Below are 20,744 nucleotides of genomic sequence, written 5' to 3' on the forward strand. Positions count from 1 at the left end.
GACATAAGTCGATTCCGACAACTTATTTTATGAAAAGGGGCTGTAACTTAACTGTTACAACCCCTTTTGTTCGAGAATTTCGTCGTTTCAATGCCAATTTATCATCTTATAGATGTTGTTCTTCGGTATACTTACCTAATGCGATAAATACGTAAAAGTGCTATCCAAGGTCTGTAAGCTCATAGTTCTCGATCGTGCGTATTTGAAAATCCCAACGTATCGCCTCTCGATTAGTGACAGCCTCCCCCATTAGGAGCTTAATGGCAAGATAGAGAAAATTAACCCCCGCTAAACTAGACTTGTGAATCCCGCCGGACATTCGGGTGTTAATTTCAATAAGGTAGACTTTTCCTTTGTGATATTTGAGCTGAATATTATACAAATAGTTTAAGTTGAACTTTTTAGTAAGTTTCTGAGCTATAGCTATCAAATCTTCTCTATGTTCAATGTTTTGGCGGTAAAAGTCTAGCTTTCTTCTAGGTATGGCCCTGATCAGTTCTCCCTTATTCGCCAAACAATCAATACTAAATTCGTCCCCCTCTAGGTATTCCATCACGATAAACGGCTCCACATTTTGAGAATCCTTTAAGATTCGTGCTATCCTATCCTTCGAAATCGTGGAACCTGTCGATTGATAAAGCTCATCGATCTCGGTCATAGTCTCTATGATTTTCTTGAAGCCATTTCCGCCAATCCCGGAGATAGGCTTCATACAAGCGCTGCTCCCAATTTCAATTATTTTAGTGTATGCGATTTGAAAGTCCTCATAGTTTTTAACGCAAAATGTCTTTGGAATCGCCACAATATCGATATTACTCAAAACCTCGTAAGTTTTTATTTTACTCTCCAGAAGTTGATAAATCTCAGAAGATCCGATAAACATCACTTTGACCCCAATACGATCAAACTCTTCCTTGTAGTTGATTAACGTGGTTACATTATATCTCGGCACAAATAATTCGATCTCATGTTTAAGACAAAAATTCAGGCAGTAGTCAACATAGTTCTTCCCATCTAGTGACGGTTCCACTTCGAAATAATCCGCAACCTCTTGCAAGTAGTTATTTACGCAGCCATGCGAAATGTAAATCTTAAATCTATGAATGTCCGAAAAACTTAGAAGTCGCTGAATGATTTTAGGAGTCGTAGAAAAACAACGATTAAAATAGACTCTAATTGGTTTTTTAGGATTTCGAATGACTTTGGTCTGATTAGGCATGGTTAGCTTGTTTACCTCCCTTTGATTCCTTAGTAGGATAAACAAAAATGCCTAAAGACATACCCCTATTGTGTATATATTCTTTCACATCACACCACAGGTCACTTAGAATCCCTTCTTGGTAACCCGCTAACAGAAGAAACAAACCTACTTCTGACGTTAAATTCAAGACCAAACAAGCCTCATTAAGACATGATGAAAAAGAATTACCAAAATCATAGTTTGTTACATTCATACTAAAGTCTTTAAGAAACCCATAGAGTATACAAATAAATCATTGGGGGGCTTGATGTGACTTATATTGTTCAAACAGGTGACACCCTTTATAAAATTGCACAAAACTTCAATACTTCCATTAATTTCATTCTCTCCACTAATCCTCAAATCACTAACCCCAATTTAATTTATCCAGGTCAGATCATAGTAATCCCAACGGGTACTGATAAATGTCCACTTCTACGCCAAGGAGATCGTGGTTCAGCGGTAAGTAGGTTCCAAACACTTCTCCTGATTGCCCGCTTTGACCCTGGTGCCATTGATGGTATACTTGGTCCTAGAACCCAAGCTGCTCTTGTGGCCTTCCAAGAAAGTCAAAAAGAGCTTGAGAGAACAGGTGTAGCGGATGAGGAAACTTGGGTTGCTTTAGATGCTGAATGCGAGCCAAGAGTAGAAATTACTAGCTATACTGTAAGACCAGGAGATTCGTTGTTTATCATTTCGACACGGTTTAACGTTTCGATTCAAAGTATATTGATGATCAATCCAGAGATAACTAATCCTAATGTTATTTCTGCCGGTCAAATTATAAGAATTCCAGCAAGTTAACCGATACCAACGGACAAAAACGTTAAGCAATATCTATAGGCTGTTAGCCAATCTCGGAAAGACTTTGAGCCGGACACAATGTTAGAGGACGATTATCCGACCGGGCACCAGGTGCAAGCAGGCACCTACTCCAACTATTTTCGTGACTGGTCTTTTCCTTATTTCGGCTTTTTCATGAATTGGATAGGTAATCCTAATGCGTCCCCAACAACCACTCCTATGATTCCACCAACTATTGCATCCTCTTTCAAATTAACACCCATATATTTCCTTACAACCTAACCTTTTGCCTCTTTGACTAGGATCTGTTCAATATTTTAACATTGTAGTCTGGAGTAGGGGTAAACCGAAATGAACAAGTGCAATAATGACCGCAATTGTCAGGGCCAATTTAAATAACTTTTTAAGAATAGATACTACAACAACAACCCCAAAAACAGCGACCAAGATTCCTTTTAACCCAAGTCCCGCAAAAAAAGTTAACATTTCTTTTTCTCCCTCCTGTTTCAATCATTTTAAGATGCTACTTCAGTTTTCTCGTTTAGTACTTCTCTGCCTAACTCACCTTTTATATCATTTCCTTAATTATTCTAGAAAACGGTATTTAAATCCTCTAAGAGGGGCAGGAGTAGGTCAATTATCTTCAAAGCCTTTAATTACTTCTGATATAAAAGTTGATACCCTACTTTAATCGGCAGCCACTACATATTCTAGGGATTCACAGCAAGAGATAGCCCACTCAGAATATCACATTCATATGTTATCAGGCTAGAACAGTGACACTAAACCACTAATAAGCGAGATGAATTTAACAAATCATATTATTAGAAAAAGCTCGTGACCGGTTACTCACGATACCGGCCACGAGCTTCAATCTACGATGGTTTTCGTCTCAAAACACTGCTGAGTAGTTGTGCACCTTTAAGCTTACGCTCGTAAAATACCTTGCGAATCCAATCGTTGAAGGTTACTTTTTCAGGAGTAGGTTTTCGTCCATAGACAAGACCAAATCCAAAATAACCCACGTTTCTCTTCATAAAACCAGCATTTTTCTGTAATCTGGGCACTAATCCGGGTTGCTTAGCGACTTTGTCTGTAAGCTCTTTTATTAGTAGCCAATCCTTTTTGAGTGCGTTCAATATTACATTGCCATTATTCCTCAAGCGCTGCGCGTTCTTGATGTCCACATCTTGAAACCCCGCTTGGGTCAATGCATTGACCCATTCTTCAAAGAGTAATGGATTGGTGCCTGAACCGAAACACACTTCCATCTGCTTTCTAAGATGAGCTGGCAATTCCCCCAGCAAGGCCATTTCAAGATCAGCAACTCTACCCTCGGGCTTTAGGATTCGATAGAACTCCTTATATATTTTGACTTTATCTAAGAAGACCGTTATTGACTCAGCAAATACCCAATCAAATTGGTTATCGGCAAAGGGTAGTTTATAAACATCGGCTACCCTAAACTCCACCAAATCAGAAACTCCTTCTTTTTGCGCCCTTAAGGTTGCTTTTTCAATCATCTGGGGATTTAAATCTACGCCCACGATTTTACAGCCAGTGGTTTTAGCTAAGTGACAAGCGGTTAGGCCACTTCCACACCCGGCGTCAAGCACATAATCTTCGGTCTTTACTTGCATTGCGTTCAGATTTTGTAGGGTAGCCGGGAAGCCTCCCGGATGTGAACTGCCGATGCCTAACCAAGCCAACAATTCAAAATAGTTCATTTCCTCTACTCTCTTGATTTCACCTGAAGCCATATATAACCCCTCCTCTCTTGGGCCTATGGTATTATATTCCATATGTGCTTTTTTGACAGTTTTGTCATTTCCAAATAGACGCGCTTATTAGAAATGTTATTCCATTATTGTGAAGGCCGTGAAGCGAAACGTTTTGAAGAGAGGATTTATTCAAGGAGTATTTCCTGCTATAATGAGGGTGCAAGCACAAATACATAAATGGAGGATTATCAAAATGAAGTTTTTAACTCAAGTAAAGGGCGAGGACACCTGGCAAGAGATTACTTTAGAAGAGTGTTTATTTAAAACTGAAAAAGCAGGTTTTTATTCACACGGAACGGTGCAGAAAATGTTAGAAGATGGTTTAACCGTGGATACGCCTTGGTCACTTTTTAAGAAAGCTGAATAGCAGGCCTTCTAATTACATAAAAGAGCCCGTCCTTTGGACGGGCTCTTTTATGTAAGTTAGGGGGACGCAGTATTTCGCCTTGTATTGAAAAAAACCTTGAAGATGTTTTTAAATTTATCTTGAGCGCTTATCGTGCTGCTCCTCCATATCGTTGCCACGTTTCAGTTGACCTGTATTATCGTTTTTACCTTTGACCACAGTACCTGGTTTTTCTTCATGTGCTGAGTCGGTACTTTGTTTTGTTTCAGATGAATTTTGCTCGCCAGACTTTTTCTGAGCGGGTCGTTTGTCTTTAGTCTCATCTTCCTTGTGACCTGGCGTTGTCTTTACTTCCCGATTTGGCTGCTCCATCACGTTCCCTGTATCAATCATATTTCTATTATTTGTAAGCTCATCCTTCACAACTGGCACTTCCAAGAGGTTAGACCGTTCTGTGGGATTCTTTACGCTTTGCGATTGTATGGAAAGCCCAGCTTTTTCTGCGGTCTGCCAAAGAGCATATTCACCCATACTCAAACCTGCATTTTTTGCTTCTGCTACTTCTTGAGAAGTCAACTTGAAGAAAACGACTTGGAGACCTAAATCCTTAGAAATTGCTACTTCATTCAAACTGTTTTGCAAAGCTTGGGCATCCACTGTGGCAAGATCATTTAGCTTCGAAGCTTTATCGTCGGATCCCTCGTTTAGCCCCAATATAATAGATTTGTGATCAGTATTTAAAAATCGCAGCTCAATGGCCCGGGTGACAATCTTGTTCATTGCGACTGCTAGGGGCTCCCCCTTAAGATTAACCCCTTCGAGTAACTGCACAGCGTCATTATTCTGAGCCTTGGTACTCACGATATGAGCTTCTTTATCCAATGCGATTTCTATACTAGGATTAATATCAACCGAAAGCATAGCTACAGCCACCGGAGTTTGCCAGTAGGACCATCCTAGAGTCGACAGAATTGTGAAAAGGAATAGCGCCGCTATCGAGAGCAGAGCTCTATACGATCTCATTTTGTTTTCTAAGACAACCTCAATCTCTTCACCGACTTCAGCATTTATACGCGAACGTACCCGACGGAAGGCTCCGCTCGGATCTAAAACAAGATAACTACCACCGTTTTTTTCTAAGACAATTGCTTTAGCTTTACTCATGAGATACGGCTCCTTCCCTGTGGGTATACATATTCGCGCAAATAAATGTAGTCGTGACTACGAGCGATTAAAATGGCTACTGCAAGAATATATTTACGACCTCGCTCCAAAACCTTTAGATGGAGTCCTGTTTTTTCGGATAATTGTTGCATAGGCAGCCTTTTTGTCCGTTCCACCTGGGACCAGAGGCTAGAATCATGAGCTAGTTCCCGGGCCGCTCGAAGCAAGCTTTCACGAGTATCCCGATGTTTTGGGGAAACCTCCACCAAATTCGCAAAAGTTAGCCCCCATTTTGCTAATTCCTCAGAATAGTCCTGAACCTCCGCCGCCCGTTCTCGGTTCTGTTCTTGTTGATAGAACTCCGGTACGCTGATATAAGTCTCCACGACGAACCCCACTTCTTCTTCATCCAAAGGAAGGGAAGCAGGTTTATTATGCCGTCTAAAATAGTCGATCAACTGCCGCTTGATCAGGAGGCGCGCGTAAGCTAAAAAAGGCACTCCCTTATCCGGTTGGAATAGATTAAGCGCCTGGTTGAAAGCTAAGAAGGCCTCCGAAAGTTCCTCGTCCCTTCCCCACTCCAAACTTCGCTTCACCACTCGGGAAGCAACATACCGAATGAAGGGCTGAAAGTGTTCAAGAAAAGCTTCTCTATCTGAAGCATCAGTCTTTAGGCGTTCCCATGGCCAATTCTCTTCCCATTCAGGCATTACTCTATTTCCCTCCCTGTCAGCATGCAATTGTTTACTACCATGTCCACCTCCATTCATACTAATACTTTTGATGTCAGAAAGGAAGTCCTCAAGCCTTAGCTGCAGGACTCCCCATCCTTGAAATCTGACTTACTGTTACCTAATTTACTATCTAAACTAATCTAGGGCGACCTGGATTAGTTATGTTGTTTTTTCTGTTGTTCGTGCTGTTTCTCGCCCTCTTGTTGTTTACTAGAATCCTTTGGCGAAATCACGTCTTTATGGTCTTCGTTCGAACTTTGATTTAGCTGGGGATGAGTGGAGGAAGCTGGATTAGGTGTTTCCTTTTGCTCCAAATCATGGCGTAGTTTTTCCAAGGCACTTTTTATCTCCTTGTTAATTTTAACCTTATCTTTATCGTTGTCTTGGTCTTTATCTTGCTCAGGGTTTATTTGACTAGGATCATTTGACACAGGAACTGGTGTTGTTGTTGAATCAGGAGTCGGAGTTGGCGCAGGAGTTGGCGTAGGAGTTGGCGCAGTCGTGGGTGTCAGTGCTTTTTTTGCTACTGCTTTTTCCATGCTGCGAACGATATTAAGAGCTATCTTTTGGGCAGCCTGCGGTGGTAATTTATCTAACAAACCCGTCAATACCGAGATGTTTGCTGCCTGTGTTTTGTTTAATGCCTCTATCAATACTTGACCTTCTGCCGAGGCTGGATCTTTAACAAGATTTAAAAATTCCTGAGCTGCTGAAATCTTATTGGTATAGCTTTCCAGGGCCTTTTGTGCTTCTTCTTGATTTCCTTTTTTAACTAATTCCTGAGCGTCCGCTAAATTTACTAAAGCTTGTCGTTCAACAAGATCAGCCTTTTTAGCGGGATTAAAGGCCAAAGCTATTTGTAGTTTTTCAATGAGACTTGTAAACCAGTACAACGGAGAATCCGGCAATGTCCCAGCGGTCACCGTTTGTCCATTACTGTCCACAACGATCGCGCTTCCTGTTGTGTCAGTAGAATTCGTACTTCCTGTTGTGCTATTAACCGTTGCCGTATTACTAACACTAGTCTCGGCGGAGACGCCCGCGTCAGCCAGTACTGGGGCCGCTGTCACGACAGGAATAAGTACAATTGCACCACTTAGTACCCAAGAAATTAATTTTTTCATTTTCAAACACTCCTCTTAATAATTATGTTGCGAAAGCTTTTTGCCTTGTCCTTACTAAGTACGTAGTTTCAAATTTTTTTTAGAGGGTATCTCTAAACTGATTCTTATCAACGTGAATTTCCGCTACAAAAAAGAGACTACAACAACACTTTATCTGGTTTGTTACAGTCTCTTTGTATTTTGTTTCTTTTGTTTCAATGAGTTCATATTAACTTCCATGTAATTTGAGGAAAACTATATAAAATATTTAGATTTATATGATACTTTCTAATAATCATCCATTAATAGCCTATAATGACATTTAGACACACAAGTTGAACTGGACGAGCCGCATTCGAAACCCACTAATTCACCTTCTAGCTGCGAGACCCCTTCAACTCTTGTGCGAAAAAGCTTGATCTTAACGATCTTACTGACAACCGAACACGATTCTTGTCTTTCTTCTACGATTTGTTCCAATCTAATGCCCCCAGTCTTTGCCAGCCAACGTTCCCCATCATCTCACTCAGCTTGGAATCCGACGTACATAGGACAACCTGTCTGGAAATGGAGAGTTTCTGAAGATAAGTTGTAACATCGTCCCAAAAACCTTGATCCTCATGAATTTCTCCTATTGAGAAAAATAACGGAACTTCAGCATAATTGCGCTGATTGCGCAGGGTTAACTGGACCATGGCCATACGATAAGCGAAGTAATTCTTCTTCACATCTGCCATATCTCGTTCTGTCTTCATTTGCGCATGTAAAGGAGAAATCTGACTGAATATCCACTGTGATTCTTCTTCTAAGACCTTTCCGTACTCGGTTTGCCATTCCTTGAACGAAGCTTCTAATAAAGCCAGCGCATCGTCCAAGGCACAATTTAAGGTTTCATAAGCCTTCAATCGCCCTTTAACTGCTTCGATTTTCCTCTCCAGAACAGACAATATTGGGAATCCTTGGTTGTACTGGAGTTGTCGTTCCGCCTTCACCCGTCGAAGACAAGTTTCCATTAGTTCGTTGTTCCAAGCTGCTAGTTCGGCTAACCTTTCTTCATCCGTAAAATAAGTTTCACGTTCCAACTCTGCCAAAGGTTCCAAACTTTTAGAAAGTCGATCCATAGTTCGATCTCCGAGTAATTCTGAAAATCTTCGAGAAGATTCCGCAAATTCCCTCTCCGTCTTATCTTTTTCACGCAGTTGGCTAGCAACACTCAAAACTGCCGCAAGGACTTCGTCTCTGTCTGTTGCAGATACCCCCCAATTCTCTAACTTTCCGTGCAGTTGTTCCGCACACCCTTGTAACTTCGTTTCTTCCACTCGCTGTTGTTCAAGTGCTAGCTGCAGCTCATTATTCCAAAGGGCCAGTTGGTCGTCTTTTGCCCAGTAGTCGTTCCACCCGTTCAACCAAGCCGGGTAGTCAGCCGTATTAGTTGAGATAAACGCTTGTTTTAGGATTTTAGTGCGAGAATGAACGACCCCGAGTAGTTTCTCCCCACGCCTGACGCTTTCCTGGAGCTTCTCTAAGTCTGTTCGCATTCTCTCGACCCTTTGCTGCTGGCCACGAAACTCCTTAATCTTCCTCTTGAATTCCTTGAAGTTTGAAACACGGTATTTTTGGTAGTATTTAGTAAGACGAAACACTAACCTTTTATTAATACTTGTCATGCCCAACAATTCCTGTAATGCAAAGTCGAAAAAGCCGCTGATTTTGGAGCTTTGCCACTGAGTTAAACGCCTTTCTCTATGCTCAATCTTAAGTTCGTCAGCCTCCGTAATTTTGGCAAAATCCTCTAAGTTCTGAAGAATCGCTAGTTCTTGCTTATAGGCTATTTCAACCTTTTGAAGTTCGCTGTTGGTTAAGGTTAGCCTGTTCAGTTCTTCTTGAGCCGTATGCATTTCTTCTTGCGCTCGGTGCAGGCGTTGATCCTCATCCTTCGATAAGCCCTGGTACCCAGATGTTTGCAAGGAATTTGTCACCTCTATAATTTTCCGTGCCCACGTTTGGGCTTTAGCGCCTATTCGTTCAACATTTTCTTGAAGACGTGCCCACTCCATGCAGCCTTCACGTAACCCTTCAATCACAGTCCAATCCACTTGCGACTCAGAGGTAAGCGCTTTCACATTTCCCTCTAATACCTGGAATCGTTCTTCCAAACGGGTCAGCTCACCTTGGAGCCGGCGTAATTCACGGTAGTCGGGGTTTTGACGAAGAATTGTCAAACGATCCTGTAATTTGGAAGTGGAACCAATTCTCGTAGCTAAAATTTTCTCTTTTTCGCGCAGATTCTTCATCTCAATCTGAAGCAATCGTTCTTCTTCCTGTCGGCGATGTGCTGCCTCCCACTCCCCTCGCAGTGCGTCATACTCTGCCTTAGTCTCAGCTATACTTTCTTTTTGGTCTTCCACTCTTCTTTGCGCCCCAGCTATTGATGCCAGCACTTTAGACAGGGAGAGCCCTTCATCCCCTCCTTGCCGCAGGTTGCGAATACGCCGAAAAAGAAGGTCCCTTTCTTCTCGTTCCGGCCATTCCACAAACCCGCCCTGGCAAAACGCCTGGAGGTTCAGCTGAAATAAATAGGCTCCCAGTGTCATCGATTCCGGCAGAGACACGCCCTGTCCAGTTTCATCCTCGATCACCAACGTTGAAAATCCAATCTGTCCATCATCGTCATGGAGAATAAATTCGCGACGTATTTGCAAGTGGGTGCTTTCGCTGGTCATCCAAACTTCAGCTAAACCCTTGCTACATTGAGCCTTAGAAACATCCAGTGGCTCTAGATCATTGAGATCGTATAAAAATCCCCGGACTAACTTGGCAAACATCTTTTGCTGACTCTTCTCCGCAACAAAGACCACACCTGGGCCAACCGGAAATCTCCAGTCAACATTTCCTAGCCCTGTTAGATTAGTGGTTCTGATCCGTTCAATCTTCATCGTCAACCCGTCCCTGCCCTAGTGCCGCCAACCCAATTTTTTGGACTAGCTCCCAGTGTTCGTGGTTCTTAGCACTCCCTGCAACTGCAAGGCATTCTTGTAGTTTCGCAATGAAAACTTGTGTTACATTAGGAATTCCATCCTTTTCTATATACACGGATTCTCTTGAAAGAACGACATCTACCCCAATTCCAGAGCCCATTGTCCCTACAAAGGGTACCACTTGGACGTAGCGAAATTCGTCTGCTAACTGTTTTCGAAGCAATAGGACCTCTCCATCCTCTTCATGTAGAGTTCCCATCAGCTTAATCCTAAACAAATCGTTTAGCCGTCCTTGTGGACTTGTTTCTGCCAATAACTGTGCAACAAACGTTTCCATGTCCGATTGAGACAGAACCTTTTCGTGATAGCGGCGTTGTCCCAGTTCCCGAAATTCGAGCTGGACTGATCCGTTCTCGATCTCTCCCAAAAGCACACCATGTGGGCCGCTCTCGTGAAAACTTCGGGCTTCAGGCGAACCACAATCAGCCCATAACGTCTCCCCGGCTCGCTGAATCCCACTCCAAACTCCCTCATGACCCAAGGCCAGGTAATTCAAACCACTCAAAGCAATCTGTTCTGGAAGAATCTTGCTAAAGCGTTCCGAATTCTTCTCTGAGCTGACCTCGGCATGGAGAAGCATGAGCGAAATTGTTCCATCCATTTTCGCCCGAAAACCGTCAAGAAACGAACCCTCCTGACGATAGGCAGTCCATCCCGCTCCATATACGATGACGTTTTGGGCAGGGAGTTTCACACTACTGATACCTCCGGAAAATATATGTACATTGCTTGGCCAGACGGTTAGACGATACGCGGACGTAATAATCAGTGGGTCAGTTTCACCTGGAACGATGAAAATTCTCGTCCCCTCCACCTTCGCTAATACGCTAGCAACTCGCTCGACAGTCTCCTTACTAACATACTCCTGATCGAATAGATTTCCGACCAAAAACAGGAAATCAACGTTTTCCGACCGACAAAGAGCGATGGTTGCTTCAAAGGTCTGCCACAGATCTTGATTTCGAAGGGTCGCCCACGCCTCCAGCCCTTCCCAAGAGGGGCTGCCAAAACGAAATCCTGCACAATGCAAAAATCGAACGCACGAAGCCATGTACTTTACTCACCTCACCAACCATCACTAATTTAATCCGAACTAATGGATGTTAGGCATTTCGACAATACAGCTTTGATTTCCTGCTCTAAGCACTCTTACTAACTCGCTTTAAGATAGAGGCGATCGGAAGTTGACTGAGTCCAAGACCCCACAGAAGCCACACTGCAGGCCAACTTCTGTTTATGAAATAGATTAAAAGTAAAATCCCAAGAATTCGCCCGATATTTAGAGGTATCTCGCGAAGACTCAAGAATTCTACCTGATAATCCGCAGTTCTCAAATTATTACGAATAACATTATAGGAAATAGTGGTTAGTGGTACAAAAATTAGAGGATAAAACAAACTATTAGCGATCCCAAACAGCCAAAATGACTTTAGACTTGGCTCCCAAAGCACCATCGTAGTGAAAAGAGCCAATAAAATTCCCCCAAGAAACATGAAAAGAAAGCGCCGATCTCTCGAAATGAACCGTCCCACAAAATAGTAACTTAAAAAGGTTATTATCGATAAAACGAAGTTGAAAAAACCCAATTGAAGTTCATTCTGAGAAAATTCATAGAAGATAAGAATCAACAAGAAAGACATCACACCTTCGCGTAAGCCTCGTAAGAACATGGACCAATTCACCCGTCGCCACTCTGCTCCGATCAAAACCCTGGCTTGGGTGAAATTGCACCGTGGTTTTCCAGTACGGGCAACAAACGTTCCCGTGATCATCGTCGCTAAAATGAAGCAAATAACCATGATGCTAAAAACTGCAATATACCCGGTGGTAGTCCCCAATTTCCGGATGATAAACCCACCGACTAACGGAGCCACCATTCCAGCCAAAGCATTGGCCGCACCATTAAAACCGGAAAATCGATCTCTATTCTGATTATTGGTCCAGTCATACGTGGACACATTATATCCAAAGTAATATAAACCCTGTCCCAACCCCATTAACACCCCAAACAAAGGCGTTAGGTGGGTGATTTTGTCTTTCAATAAGAGAACTAATAGAAAAAAACCTACATGGACAAGCAAACCTAAACGCATACTTAGAATGATTCCTTTTTGCTTAAAAAGATGAGTAGCCATAAAAAAGACGAATGGAACCATTATAAACTGAAATAAATTAAAAATCGCTGCTATTTCAAGATTTTGCGATAGTTTCCATAGATAAATGTTGAAGAAAATATTTGAAAGACTCACCCCGGTCAAAAACAAAGTATGGACTACCAATAACCTGCTTGCTTGTGAATCTATAACAGTGGAATTTTTAGAACTCATCCTAAATACCTCCCTACAATGCTTAGATTACATCATCACACGAGCAGGAAAACAAAAACAACGTAGACCTAAGATTATCACAAGGATAGTCTTAGGTCTAGAATTTGAGATCGTTTAGTTTAGAGCGCTAGTTCCTTAACAATATCTACGCCAGCACTAGCCCCAATCCTTGAAGCACCGGCTTTGACCATTTCGAGGACTTGTTCAAGGTTTTTAATGCCGCCAGAGGCTTTAACACCCATTTCAGGTCCCACCGTTTGACGCATGAGAGAAATGTCATGAGCGGTTGCACCGCCTGATCCGAATCCTGTGCTGGTTTTTACAAAATGTGCTCCAGCTTTTTTGGCTAACTGACAAGCTAGTACTTTTTCTTCATCTGTTAAATAACAGGTTTCAATAATAACCTTAGTAATTGCCTCAGGATTAGCTCCTTTAGCCGCTTCTACAACTGCCGAAATGTCCTGGAATACGACGTCTTCACGGCGTTCCTTCAAAGCACCAACATTAATAACCATATCCACTTCTAAGGCTCCATTTTTCACAGCCTCTTGGGCCTCAAAGGCCTTAGCTGCCGTAGAGGTGCTGCCCAGTGGGAAGCCTATAACAGTGCATACTAAGACTGACGAATCTTTCAGAAGGTTAGCAGCAAGTGGTACAAAAGACGGGTTGATGCAAACTGATGCAAACTCGTATTCTAGCGCTTCGTTGCATAGTTTTGTAACATCTTCCTGAGTAGCAATAGCTTTTAGTATGGTATGATCAATCAGTTTAGCTAGTTCGTTCTTAGTCATGGTCATTTCGATTACCCCTTTAATACTAACATATAGCGACTATTTAGATGCTGCAAATGTTAGTTTGTCATTAATAAATTGTGCAGCGTTGTCTTTATTAATCAAGTTAGTACCTGCATCAATGAATGCATCGTATTTCTTGCCATCTAGAACGCCTAGAGCAGTATCAACGACTGTTTTACCCAGAAGTTGTGGGTCATTCATCACAGTAGCATCATACTTTCCAGTCGGGATTGCTTTAACAGCTTCCATTAAGCCGTCAACACCAACGATTTTAACTTTACCAACCAGCTGGTTCTGTTCCAGAACTTGTAACGCACCTAAAGACATATCGTCATTATGGGAATACACCAAGTTTACATCAGGGTTAGCTTGTAGTAAGTCTTGGAATGCTTTGACTGCTTTAGAACGTGTGTAGTCGCAATAAGGTCCTTGTATTACTTTAATGCCAGGCTCTTTGTCTACTGCTAAGTGGAAACCGTCGCGGCGATCCATCATAACCTTGCCACCAGCATCCCCTTGAAGTTCAATGATTTTACCTTTAGCCTTACCTTCGCCGCCCAGCAATCGAACAGCTTCTTTTCCTGCTAACTCACCCATTTTTTTGTTATCCCGACCAACAAACGTAGCAACTTTACCATCTGTCGGGCGATCAACGGTAACTACAGGAATATTCGCCTGTTTAGCTGCCGTGAGTGAAGGAGCAACTGCCGTAGGATTGGAAGGGTTAAGAATCAGCACATTGATTCCTTTTGTGATTAAATCTTGAATGTCTTTATTTTGTTTTTCGATATTATTTTGAGCATCTACATAAACGAGTTTAGCACCCTTGGCTTCAGCTTCAGCTTTAGCTGCATCCATCAAGGATACGTAAAATGGCGAATCCAAAGTTACTTGGGAAAATCCGATCACGACTTGTTTAGGAGTTTCTTTTGGAGCAGCAGTTTCAGTTTTTGCAGTACCACATCCAGCAACCCCTATCAAAACAGACACCATTGTTAATGCTAACAAACCTCGTAATTTTCTCATCCTAAATCCTCCTCTAATTTTTATCATTTTAAGTGGGTTAAGAACTAATCTATCTTACAATTTAATGACGCACCCCCTTTCCAATAGAACTATTTCAATGAGCGTTTTTGCCCATAACAAACTTATTTAATACTAGAGCAAGCACGATGATTAGACCCATAAAGATTTGCTGATAATAGGAAGCCAATCCAACTAGATTGAATATGTTGGTAATAATACTCATCAACAGGACACCTGCAAATGTTCCTAGCACTCCACCGACACCACCGGCTAAACTGGTTCCGCCCAAAACAACCGCTGCAATAGCATTAAGTTCTGCCCCACTCGATGCAGTGGGTTGGCCTACCGTTAACCAAGATGTTAATACTACGCCAGCTAAGCCCGAAAGAATTCCAGAAATAACGAACACAGAGATGAGATGTCGATTCACTCGCACCCCGGAGAGATGCGCCGCTTCAGGATTTCCTCCAACAGCGAACAAATTTCTACCATAAGGGGTGTATTTTAGAGCAAGTGCTGACACAATGGTGAGCACGATCCAAACTAACCCACTCACTGGAACCCTACCGATAAACCCAGCTCCCAAGAAACTAAAGGACTCGGGTAGACCGTAAACCGGTTGACCATTTGTGACCAACAATGCCAACCCTCGCGCGGAAACCATCATGGCTAACGTGGCAATAAAAGCTGGAATACTGAATTTAGTGGATAAGAAACCACTGACGAAACCTAATACCCCACCTGCAGCTAGCGCTAGGATAATTGCGAGGGGGATTGACCACCCTGCGGAAATTAACATGGCTACCACCATACCTGACAGGGCCGCAATAGATCCTACCGAAAGATCAATCCCTGCAACCAAGATGACAAACGTCATTCCGATCGCCATAATCCCCGTGACAGAAGACTGTTGCAGAAGATTTAGAAAATTTTGTACAGTGAAGAACCTGGATGACAAGGTGGATGCAATGATAATAAAAACCACTAATAAAATTAATAAGTTATACTTCCCCAAAAGATAGCCAATATTTAGCTTTTTAGTCTTTTTCTCACCAGTGCCAATGCTCATATTACTCATAAACTCCTACCCTCCCGTGACCGCACAATGAAGTATGGCGTCATCTTTAAATTCTTCCTGTTGAAATTCCCCAGCAATATTACCATTGAACATAACGACCATGCGATCACACAATTGTACAAGTTCAGCCAATTCTGAAGAGGCAACGATGACACCGAACCCCTTGTCAGATAAGTTTTTAATAATTTTGTACACTTCTTCTTTAGCGCCAATATCTATCCCTTGAGTCGGTTCATCAAAGAGCAAAATGTTCGAGTTCTTAAGAAGCCATTTAGCAATAACGACTTTTTGCTGGTTGCCGCCACTTAAATTTTTCACGGATGCCCGAATGGATGGAGTTACTACTTTTAATTGTTCAACTTGTTCGTTCACATGTTTGAACATTGTGGGATACTTCAAAAATCCAAACCGAGTATATTTCTTAAGCGAGGGAACAACTGCGTTCTCCCAAACAGAAAGATTTAGCAGTAACCCTTGCGTCTTCCGACTTTCCGGAACCAAGGCAATACCCTTTTTCATAGCTTCTGCAGGAGATCGAAACTTAACTTTCCCACCGTTTATATACAATTCTCCCTTTTGTAAGGGATCCGCTCCATAAATGGCCCGTAAAATTTCAGTCCTTCCTGAGCCTACCAAACCATAAAGACCCAGAACCTCTCCTTTATATAAGGAAAGATTAATGGCATTCAACTTATTAGTGTGAATATCTTTCAAGCTTACCAGTTCTTCTGTGTAGGAGACAGAAAGCTTAGGTTTCTTTTCTTTGGAAAGAGGATGTCCGATAATCAATTCTACTAATTGATCTTGAGTGATCTCATTTAACTGTTTCGTGGCAACATATTGACCATCTCTTAAGACAGTGACCTTATCCCCCACCCTGAATAACTCTTCCAAGCGATGAGATATATAAATGATACTGATCCCTTTATTTTTCAACTCTTGAATGACCCGTACTAATGTTTCAAACTCCTCGCTCGATAAGGTTGCCGAGGGTTCATCCATGACGATCAACTTTGCATTCGACGCTAAAGCCTTAGCTAATTCCACAATTTGCCGATGCCCAATACTTAAGTTGCTGATCGGTTCCATGACATCAATCTTAATACCTAAGCTATCAATTAAGGCACGCGCCTTCTTCGTCAGTTCTGCCCAATCTAATAAGTAGCGGTATTTCCTTGGGTATTTTCCAATAAATATATTTTCCGCAACGGATAAATTGGGTAAGAGCGATAATTCCTGGTATATGACAGAAATCCCCATTTTGGTGCTGCTAATAGGATCTATAATAGTGGCTAGTTTTTGGTCAAAGAGTATTTCGCCCTCGTCCATGGAATATACCCCTGACAGAACTTTCATTAACGTCGACTTGCCAGCTCCATTTGCCCCTATCAGACAGTGTACCTCCCCAGATTCCACACTCAAATTAACCTTCTTGAGTGCTTGTACCCCTGAAAAGCCTTTGGAAATACCCCGCATTTCCAGGATCAACTTGTTTTCACCCATCGCTTCCTCCCCTTTGCTGAAATCTATACATCTGGTGCATCTGGGGCGCTAATAATTCATACGTCTTCTTATACTGATTAAAATAAAATGAATACAGTTCATAGTTCGCAGGATCAGGGTAGATTTCTTCTCCATAACAAACCATCGCCTTAGACGCTTCCAATAAGTTTGAATACAGGCCTAATCCACTCGCAGAACATATGGCACATCCTAAAATTCCAGCCTCACTAAAACTCGGTAGACGAATCGGGAGACTCGTTACATCCGCAATGATTTGTAGCCAGAGTCGATTCTTTAAGGCTCCCCCACTCGCAATAAGTTGTTGAATCTTAAAGTTTGTTGCTGAAAAGCTTTCCAAAATGTTGCGCGTCCCGTAGGATACGGATTCGAGTAGGGCACGGTATAAATGAGCACGGGTATGGCTCAGCGTTAATCCCCAAAAGCTTCCTTTGACCAGTGGATCGCGATAGGGTGTACGATTGCCTTGCCATGTATCGAGGACAACTATGCCTTCTGAACCGGGTGGAATCTTGGCTGCCTCATCAGCAAGTACTTGATAAGGTTCCTCCTCTGGGTGAGTATACTTGAGATCAGCAGCAAAATGATCTTTAAACCATCTTGTCAATGACCCACAGGACACTTGCCCTCCCTCTAGTAGCCACAACCCCTCCACCAAAGCATTAGGATATGGACCCCATAATCCAGGACGATATATGGCGTCGGGTAGTTGCGCTAGGTGCACAAAGCTAGTACCCATGATAATTCCCATTTGACCTGGTTCTACTGCCCCCATACCCAAGAGGCCGATATGCGCATCGATCCCCCCCTGAAATACCATTATATCCTCCGGAATACCCAGTTCCTTCGCGGTTTCAGACCGAATTTTCCCTATATGCTGACCGACAGGAATAACATCTATGGGTAATTTTTCTGCATAATCCTCTAGGCCAATTTCGCTCATGAAATCCGGCGACCAACCACCCTCCACATCGGCGTAATTCCACTTGCAAGTGGCCGTGCAGCGTGAAGCTACCCAACGCCCTGTTAACCGAAAATTAAGCCAGTCTTGTTCTTCAACAATCAAACTTGAACGATTGTATAGATCTGAACAATTTTCTTTTAACCAGAGCACCTTAGGGATCATCCACTCCACAGAATCCGATCCACCGGAGTATTGAAGGCGCGAATGACCTGATTGATTGATTCGTTCAGCCTCTTTGACCGCACGGTTATCCATCCAAAGAATTGCTTGGATCAGCGGCTTGCCGGTATCGTCAACCGCCAGAACCGTGGAAGATGTTGAACAAATGGTTAGGCCCCTTAATTGATTAACATCTTCCACGCTTCCCAAGCATATCGCCAGTGCTTGTTTAAAGGCCTGCCACCAATTCTGTGGGTCTTGCTCAGCCCAGCCGGGTTGAGGGTAAGATGTCGGGTATTCGGCAAAGGCCATCTTTACTAAAGCGCCGAATTGATTCATGACAGCCACCCGAACACCTTGTGTGCCAAAATCAGCCGAGAGCAACAGAGTATCACTGGCATCCATTAGCATAATCCCCTCCTGTGTTTAGGGTAAAAATAATACTTTATTGAAGAAGAAATTCTTATCCATCAACTTCTTGAAGATCTCAGGCCCCTCATCCAAACTTAGTCGATGACTAGTTATCACGTCTGTTTGGAGTTTTCCCTCAGACATTAACTCTAGGCTATAAGTCCATTCACGACCTGGAAACGGATTAGAGAAAGAATTCCAGGAACCTTTAACAGCCAGCTCATGTCTGAGAATCGTGTTGACTGCTTTTTCGCTGAGTTCTAATTTATCGTGAGATATTCCAACAAACACGACCCTAGCTAATTTTCCAGCAGAACAAACCGCCTGGTTCTGAGCAATGCGCGATCCAGCAGTTTCAATGACTAAATCAACGCCTTTTCCCCCAGTGAGCGTGTTGAGCTTCTCAATTGGGTCCTCTGTCAAGCCATTAATGACTTCATCAGCACCAACCGCTTTGGCAACCACTAATTTGTCATCTTTAATATCGACCGCTATCACCCGACTAGCACCCAGAATTTTGGCAAATTGTATGGCAAAGAGTCCTATCGGCCCGGCACCAAAAACAGCAACAGTTTCTCCTGAATTTAAGCTCCCATTCCAAATGGCATGAATAGCATTAGCAGCAGGGTCTGTCATCGCGCCTGCTTCAAATGAAACATTGTCCGGCATTAATAACAAATTATCCACGGGTACATCGACATATTCTGCCATGGCCCCATCACGCCTAGAACCGAAGTAATCGTAAGTTTCACAGAGAGAATAATGCCCTGAAGCACACCACTGACACGTTTTGCAAGGAATCAACGGAGCAACTACGACTCTATCTCCAACGTTCCACGCTCCAGCTTCGTTAACAGCCACGATTTCTCCACTAAATTCATGTCCAACGGTAAGGTTTGGACGGTAAGCACCGAAGACATTGACTCTACCAATATCTGAACCGCAAATACCCACTGCTTTAACCTTGACTAATACGTTTCCCGCTTTTAGTTCAGGTACTTCAACATCTTCTACTCGAACATCTCCAGGTGCAAACAATTTAATCGCTTTGATAATGAACATCTCCCATCAGATTATTATTTAGTTATGTTTAAGAGTTCAAGACACTTTTGAGCAGAAACCTCATCAATAAACAAAGTGTTAATATACTTTCCTCTCAGGGCCCCAATGATAGCCTCTGCTTTCTCTTCGCCATTTGCAACACCAATGGTATACTCCTTAGCACTGAGATCGTCTAAGGTAATTCCCACAGTTCTTTGGTTTAATTCATCATCAGCAATTGATCCATCAAGGCGGAAATAGCGGGAACATATATCCCCAACTGAGCCATTTTTTAATAATTCGTCGTATTCTTCATGTTTGAAATATCCAGCCTTTACTAGGATAGACTCTTCTGAAACTCGCCCAATTCCGAGAAGGGCGATTCGTGCCTCTCGACCTAAATCAAGAGATTGTTTTACATTCGAATCAGCTACGAGCGCTCTGGCTAAATCGATACTATCAACGATCGCTGGAACGGGTAGCATGTAAGGCACAGCATGAAAGGCTTGAACAAATCGTTCCATGATGGTTGTCGATTGGGTAGAAAGATAGTTCTTGGTAACCCCACCGTTCAGCTGGACAACTCTAATATTTTCAGCTGGGTATTCTTCTAAATGCTTGACCACAAAATGTAAGGTTGTTCCCCAAGATACTCCAATCACATCACCATCTTTGACGATCTCACCAAGAAAGTTACTGACAGCGCGCCCCAAATCATTGAGAATCGCATCAGGGTGATTAACTGTTACTGGTACAACGTAAACTTTTTTTAGATCAAAGTACTCTCGCAGGGTATCCGCTAATTCGTCTATTGACTGCAGAGAATAGACGACTTTGATTTCGACAATTCCTTCTTTATGGGCCTTATCAAGAAGACGACTTACTTTTGCCTTCGAAATACCTTCCATTTTAGCTATTTCATCTTGTTTATAACCAAATTCATAATACATTCGAGCTATTTTAACTAGTAATCTGACTATAAACTTCACCTTCTCCCCAAATCATTGACTATTCTTATTTATTTTGAATCTTTTAATTTGCAATAATATTCGACCTAAGATCCCAAAATCCTGCTAAGAAATGAAATTAATTTCTTAGTTGTGAAACTAATTTCAACGTTGTTTAAAGAAATATATTCTTTCGTATTAAATTTTAGAAGGTGTTTGACAAAGATTGTTTGTTAAATGCCTTCTAGCCAACGCTGTTCAAAGTT

18 protein-coding genes are annotated in these 20,744 nt (G+C 42.4%); 2 read left to right on the forward strand and 16 right to left on the reverse strand.

Features of this window, described 5'->3' with window-relative positions; all coding sequences use genetic code 11:
* Nucleotides 1-160: 160 nt before the first annotated feature.
* Nucleotides 161-1,219 (reverse strand): ATP-grasp domain-containing protein, encoded by a 1,059-nt coding sequence (locus E4K68_RS15825; RefSeq protein ID WP_135379889.1) that lies wholly within the window; start codon nucleotides 1,217-1,219, stop codon nucleotides 161-163.
* A gap of 291 nt (nucleotides 1,220-1,510) precedes the next feature.
* Between E4K68_RS15825 and E4K68_RS15835 the strand changes: the two genes are divergently transcribed.
* Nucleotides 1,511-2,044 (forward strand): LysM peptidoglycan-binding domain-containing protein, encoded by a 534-nt coding sequence (locus tag E4K68_RS15835; protein WP_135379891.1) that lies wholly within the window; start codon nucleotides 1,511-1,513, stop codon nucleotides 2,042-2,044.
* A 309-nt stretch (nucleotides 2,045-2,353) separates the two neighbouring features.
* Here E4K68_RS15835 and E4K68_RS20695 read toward each other — a convergent pair whose 3' ends face one another.
* Nucleotides 2,354-2,530 carry a hypothetical protein gene (locus tag E4K68_RS20695; RefSeq protein ID WP_199241799.1) on the reverse strand — a complete coding sequence of 59 codons (177 nt, stop codon included), beginning with the start codon at nucleotides 2,528-2,530 and terminating at the stop codon, nucleotides 2,354-2,356.
* 389 nt (nucleotides 2,531-2,919) lie between these two features.
* Complete coding sequence (locus E4K68_RS15840) at nucleotides 2,920-3,804, reverse strand: class I SAM-dependent methyltransferase (RefSeq protein WP_135379892.1); 885 nt, start codon at nucleotides 3,802-3,804, stop codon at nucleotides 2,920-2,922.
* A gap of 214 nt (nucleotides 3,805-4,018) precedes the next feature.
* Here E4K68_RS15840 and E4K68_RS20700 point away from each other — a divergent pair, with 214 nt between their 5' ends.
* Entirely contained in the window at nucleotides 4,019-4,192 is a 174-nt protein-coding gene (locus E4K68_RS20700) for a hypothetical protein (protein ID WP_199241800.1), read from the forward strand.
* 114 nt (nucleotides 4,193-4,306) lie between these two features.
* Here the strand turns inward: E4K68_RS20700 and E4K68_RS15845 are convergent, their stop codons facing one another.
* The 13 genes from E4K68_RS15845 to E4K68_RS15910 all read right to left on the reverse strand — a co-directional run bounded on the left by E4K68_RS15845 (nucleotide 4,307) and on the right by E4K68_RS15910 (nucleotide 20,481).
* A complete protein-coding gene (locus E4K68_RS15845; protein ID WP_135379893.1) occupies nucleotides 4,307-5,335 on the reverse strand; it encodes an anti-sigma factor domain-containing protein in 1,029 nt (342 codons plus the stop codon).
* Nucleotides 5,332-6,045: an RNA polymerase sigma-I factor gene (sigI, locus tag E4K68_RS15850; protein WP_135379894.1), complete on the reverse strand. Its 714-nt coding sequence runs from the start codon at nucleotides 6,043-6,045 to the stop codon at nucleotides 5,332-5,334. Before sigI ends, E4K68_RS15845 begins: the two co-directional genes overlap by 4 nt.
* Nucleotides 6,046-6,224: 179 nt before the next feature.
* Nucleotides 6,225-7,193, reverse strand: coding sequence for a DUF5667 domain-containing protein (locus tag E4K68_RS21485; RefSeq protein ID WP_135379895.1), 969 nt, complete (start codon nucleotides 7,191-7,193; stop codon nucleotides 6,225-6,227).
* Nucleotides 7,194-7,636: 443 nt separating this feature from the next.
* Entirely contained in the window at nucleotides 7,637-10,108 is a 2,472-nt protein-coding gene (locus tag E4K68_RS15865; RefSeq protein ID WP_135379897.1) for a hypothetical protein, read from the reverse strand.
* The gene (locus E4K68_RS15870; RefSeq protein WP_135379898.1) at nucleotides 10,098-11,261 is read right to left on the reverse strand and encodes a hypothetical protein; all 1,164 of its coding nucleotides are present in this window, start codon (nucleotides 11,259-11,261) and stop codon (nucleotides 10,098-10,100) included. Before E4K68_RS15870 ends, E4K68_RS15865 begins: the two co-directional genes overlap by 11 nt.
* An 88-nt stretch (nucleotides 11,262-11,349) precedes the next feature.
* The gene (locus tag E4K68_RS15875) at nucleotides 11,350-12,537 is read right to left on the reverse strand and encodes an MFS transporter (protein WP_135379899.1); all 1,188 of its coding nucleotides are present in this window, start codon (nucleotides 12,535-12,537) and stop codon (nucleotides 11,350-11,352) included.
* Nucleotides 12,538-12,656: 119 nt separating this feature from the next.
* Nucleotides 12,657-13,328, reverse strand: a complete 672-nt coding sequence (gene deoC / locus E4K68_RS15880; RefSeq protein WP_135379945.1) for a deoxyribose-phosphate aldolase — start codon at nucleotides 13,326-13,328, stop codon at nucleotides 12,657-12,659.
* Nucleotides 13,329-13,367: 39 nt separating this feature from the next.
* Entirely contained in the window at nucleotides 13,368-14,357 is a 990-nt protein-coding gene (locus tag E4K68_RS15885; RefSeq protein WP_135379900.1) for a substrate-binding domain-containing protein, read from the reverse strand.
* Nucleotides 14,358-14,451: 94 nt separating this feature from the next.
* The gene (locus tag E4K68_RS15890; RefSeq protein WP_135379901.1) at nucleotides 14,452-15,435 is read right to left on the reverse strand and encodes an ABC transporter permease; all 984 of its coding nucleotides are present in this window, start codon (nucleotides 15,433-15,435) and stop codon (nucleotides 14,452-14,454) included.
* 6 nt (nucleotides 15,436-15,441) lie between these two features.
* Nucleotides 15,442-16,938, reverse strand: coding sequence for a sugar ABC transporter ATP-binding protein (locus E4K68_RS15895; RefSeq protein WP_135379902.1), 1,497 nt, complete (start codon nucleotides 16,936-16,938; stop codon nucleotides 15,442-15,444).
* On the reverse strand, nucleotides 16,931-18,490 hold the full coding sequence (locus E4K68_RS15900) for an FGGY-family carbohydrate kinase (protein WP_135379903.1): 1,560 nt from the start codon (nucleotides 18,488-18,490) through the stop codon (nucleotides 16,931-16,933). Before E4K68_RS15900 ends, E4K68_RS15895 begins: the two co-directional genes overlap by 8 nt.
* 15 nt (nucleotides 18,491-18,505) lie before the next feature.
* Nucleotides 18,506-19,552, reverse strand: coding sequence for a galactitol-1-phosphate 5-dehydrogenase (locus E4K68_RS15905; RefSeq protein WP_135379904.1), 1,047 nt, complete (start codon nucleotides 19,550-19,552; stop codon nucleotides 18,506-18,508).
* A 14-nt stretch (nucleotides 19,553-19,566) separates the two neighbouring features.
* Entirely contained in the window at nucleotides 19,567-20,481 is a 915-nt protein-coding gene (locus tag E4K68_RS15910; RefSeq protein ID WP_243450409.1) for a sugar-binding transcriptional regulator, read from the reverse strand.
* Nucleotides 20,482-20,744: the final 263 nt, after the last annotated feature.

It is taken from the genome of Desulfosporosinus sp. Sb-LF (genome assembly GCF_004766055.1).
Lineage (GTDB): Bacteria > Bacillota > Desulfitobacteriia > Desulfitobacteriales > Desulfitobacteriaceae > Desulfosporosinus.

Coding starts and splice junctions, on each gene's coding strand:
- sigI (WP_135379894.1), bottom strand. CDS start 6,045: ATGCCTGAATGGGAAGAGAATTGGCCATGGGAACGCCTAAAGACTGAT.
- E4K68_RS20695 (WP_199241799.1), bottom strand. CDS start 2,530: ATGTTAACTTTTTTTGCGGGACTTGGGTTAAAAGGAATCTTGGTCGCT.
- E4K68_RS15890 (WP_135379901.1), bottom strand. CDS start 15,435: ATGAGTAATATGAGCATTGGCACTGGTGAGAAAAAGACTAAAAAGCTA.
- E4K68_RS15840 (WP_135379892.1), bottom strand. CDS start 3,804: ATGGCTTCAGGTGAAATCAAGAGAGTAGAGGAAATGAACTATTTTGAA.
- E4K68_RS21485 (WP_135379895.1), bottom strand. CDS start 7,193: ATGAAAAAATTAATTTCTTGGGTACTAAGTGGTGCAATTGTACTTATT.
- E4K68_RS15905 (WP_135379904.1), bottom strand. CDS start 19,552: ATGTTCATTATCAAAGCGATTAAATTGTTTGCACCTGGAGATGTTCGA.
- E4K68_RS15865 (WP_135379897.1), bottom strand. CDS start 10,108: ATGAAGATTGAACGGATCAGAACCACTAATCTAACAGGGCTAGGAAAT.
- E4K68_RS15885 (WP_135379900.1), bottom strand. CDS start 14,357: ATGAGAAAATTACGAGGTTTGTTAGCATTAACAATGGTGTCTGTTTTG.
- E4K68_RS15845 (WP_135379893.1), bottom strand. CDS start 5,335: ATGAGTAAAGCTAAAGCAATTGTCTTAGAAAAAAACGGTGGTAGTTAT.
- E4K68_RS20700 (WP_199241800.1), top strand. CDS start 4,019: ATGAAGTTTTTAACTCAAGTAAAGGGCGAGGACACCTGGCAAGAGATT.
- deoC (WP_135379945.1), bottom strand. CDS start 13,328: ATGACTAAGAACGAACTAGCTAAACTGATTGATCATACCATACTAAAA.
- E4K68_RS15875 (WP_135379899.1), bottom strand. CDS start 12,537: ATGAGTTCTAAAAATTCCACTGTTATAGATTCACAAGCAAGCAGGTTA.
- E4K68_RS15870 (WP_135379898.1), bottom strand. CDS start 11,261: ATGGCTTCGTGCGTTCGATTTTTGCATTGTGCAGGATTTCGTTTTGGC.
- E4K68_RS15895 (WP_135379902.1), bottom strand. CDS start 16,938: ATGGGTGAAAACAAGTTGATCCTGGAAATGCGGGGTATTTCCAAAGGC.
- E4K68_RS15900 (WP_135379903.1), bottom strand. CDS start 18,490: ATGCTAATGGATGCCAGTGATACTCTGTTGCTCTCGGCTGATTTTGGC.
- E4K68_RS15825 (WP_135379889.1), bottom strand. CDS start 1,219: ATGCCTAATCAGACCAAAGTCATTCGAAATCCTAAAAAACCAATTAGA.
- E4K68_RS15910 (WP_243450409.1), bottom strand. CDS start 20,481: ATGTATTATGAATTTGGTTATAAACAAGATGAAATAGCTAAAATGGAA.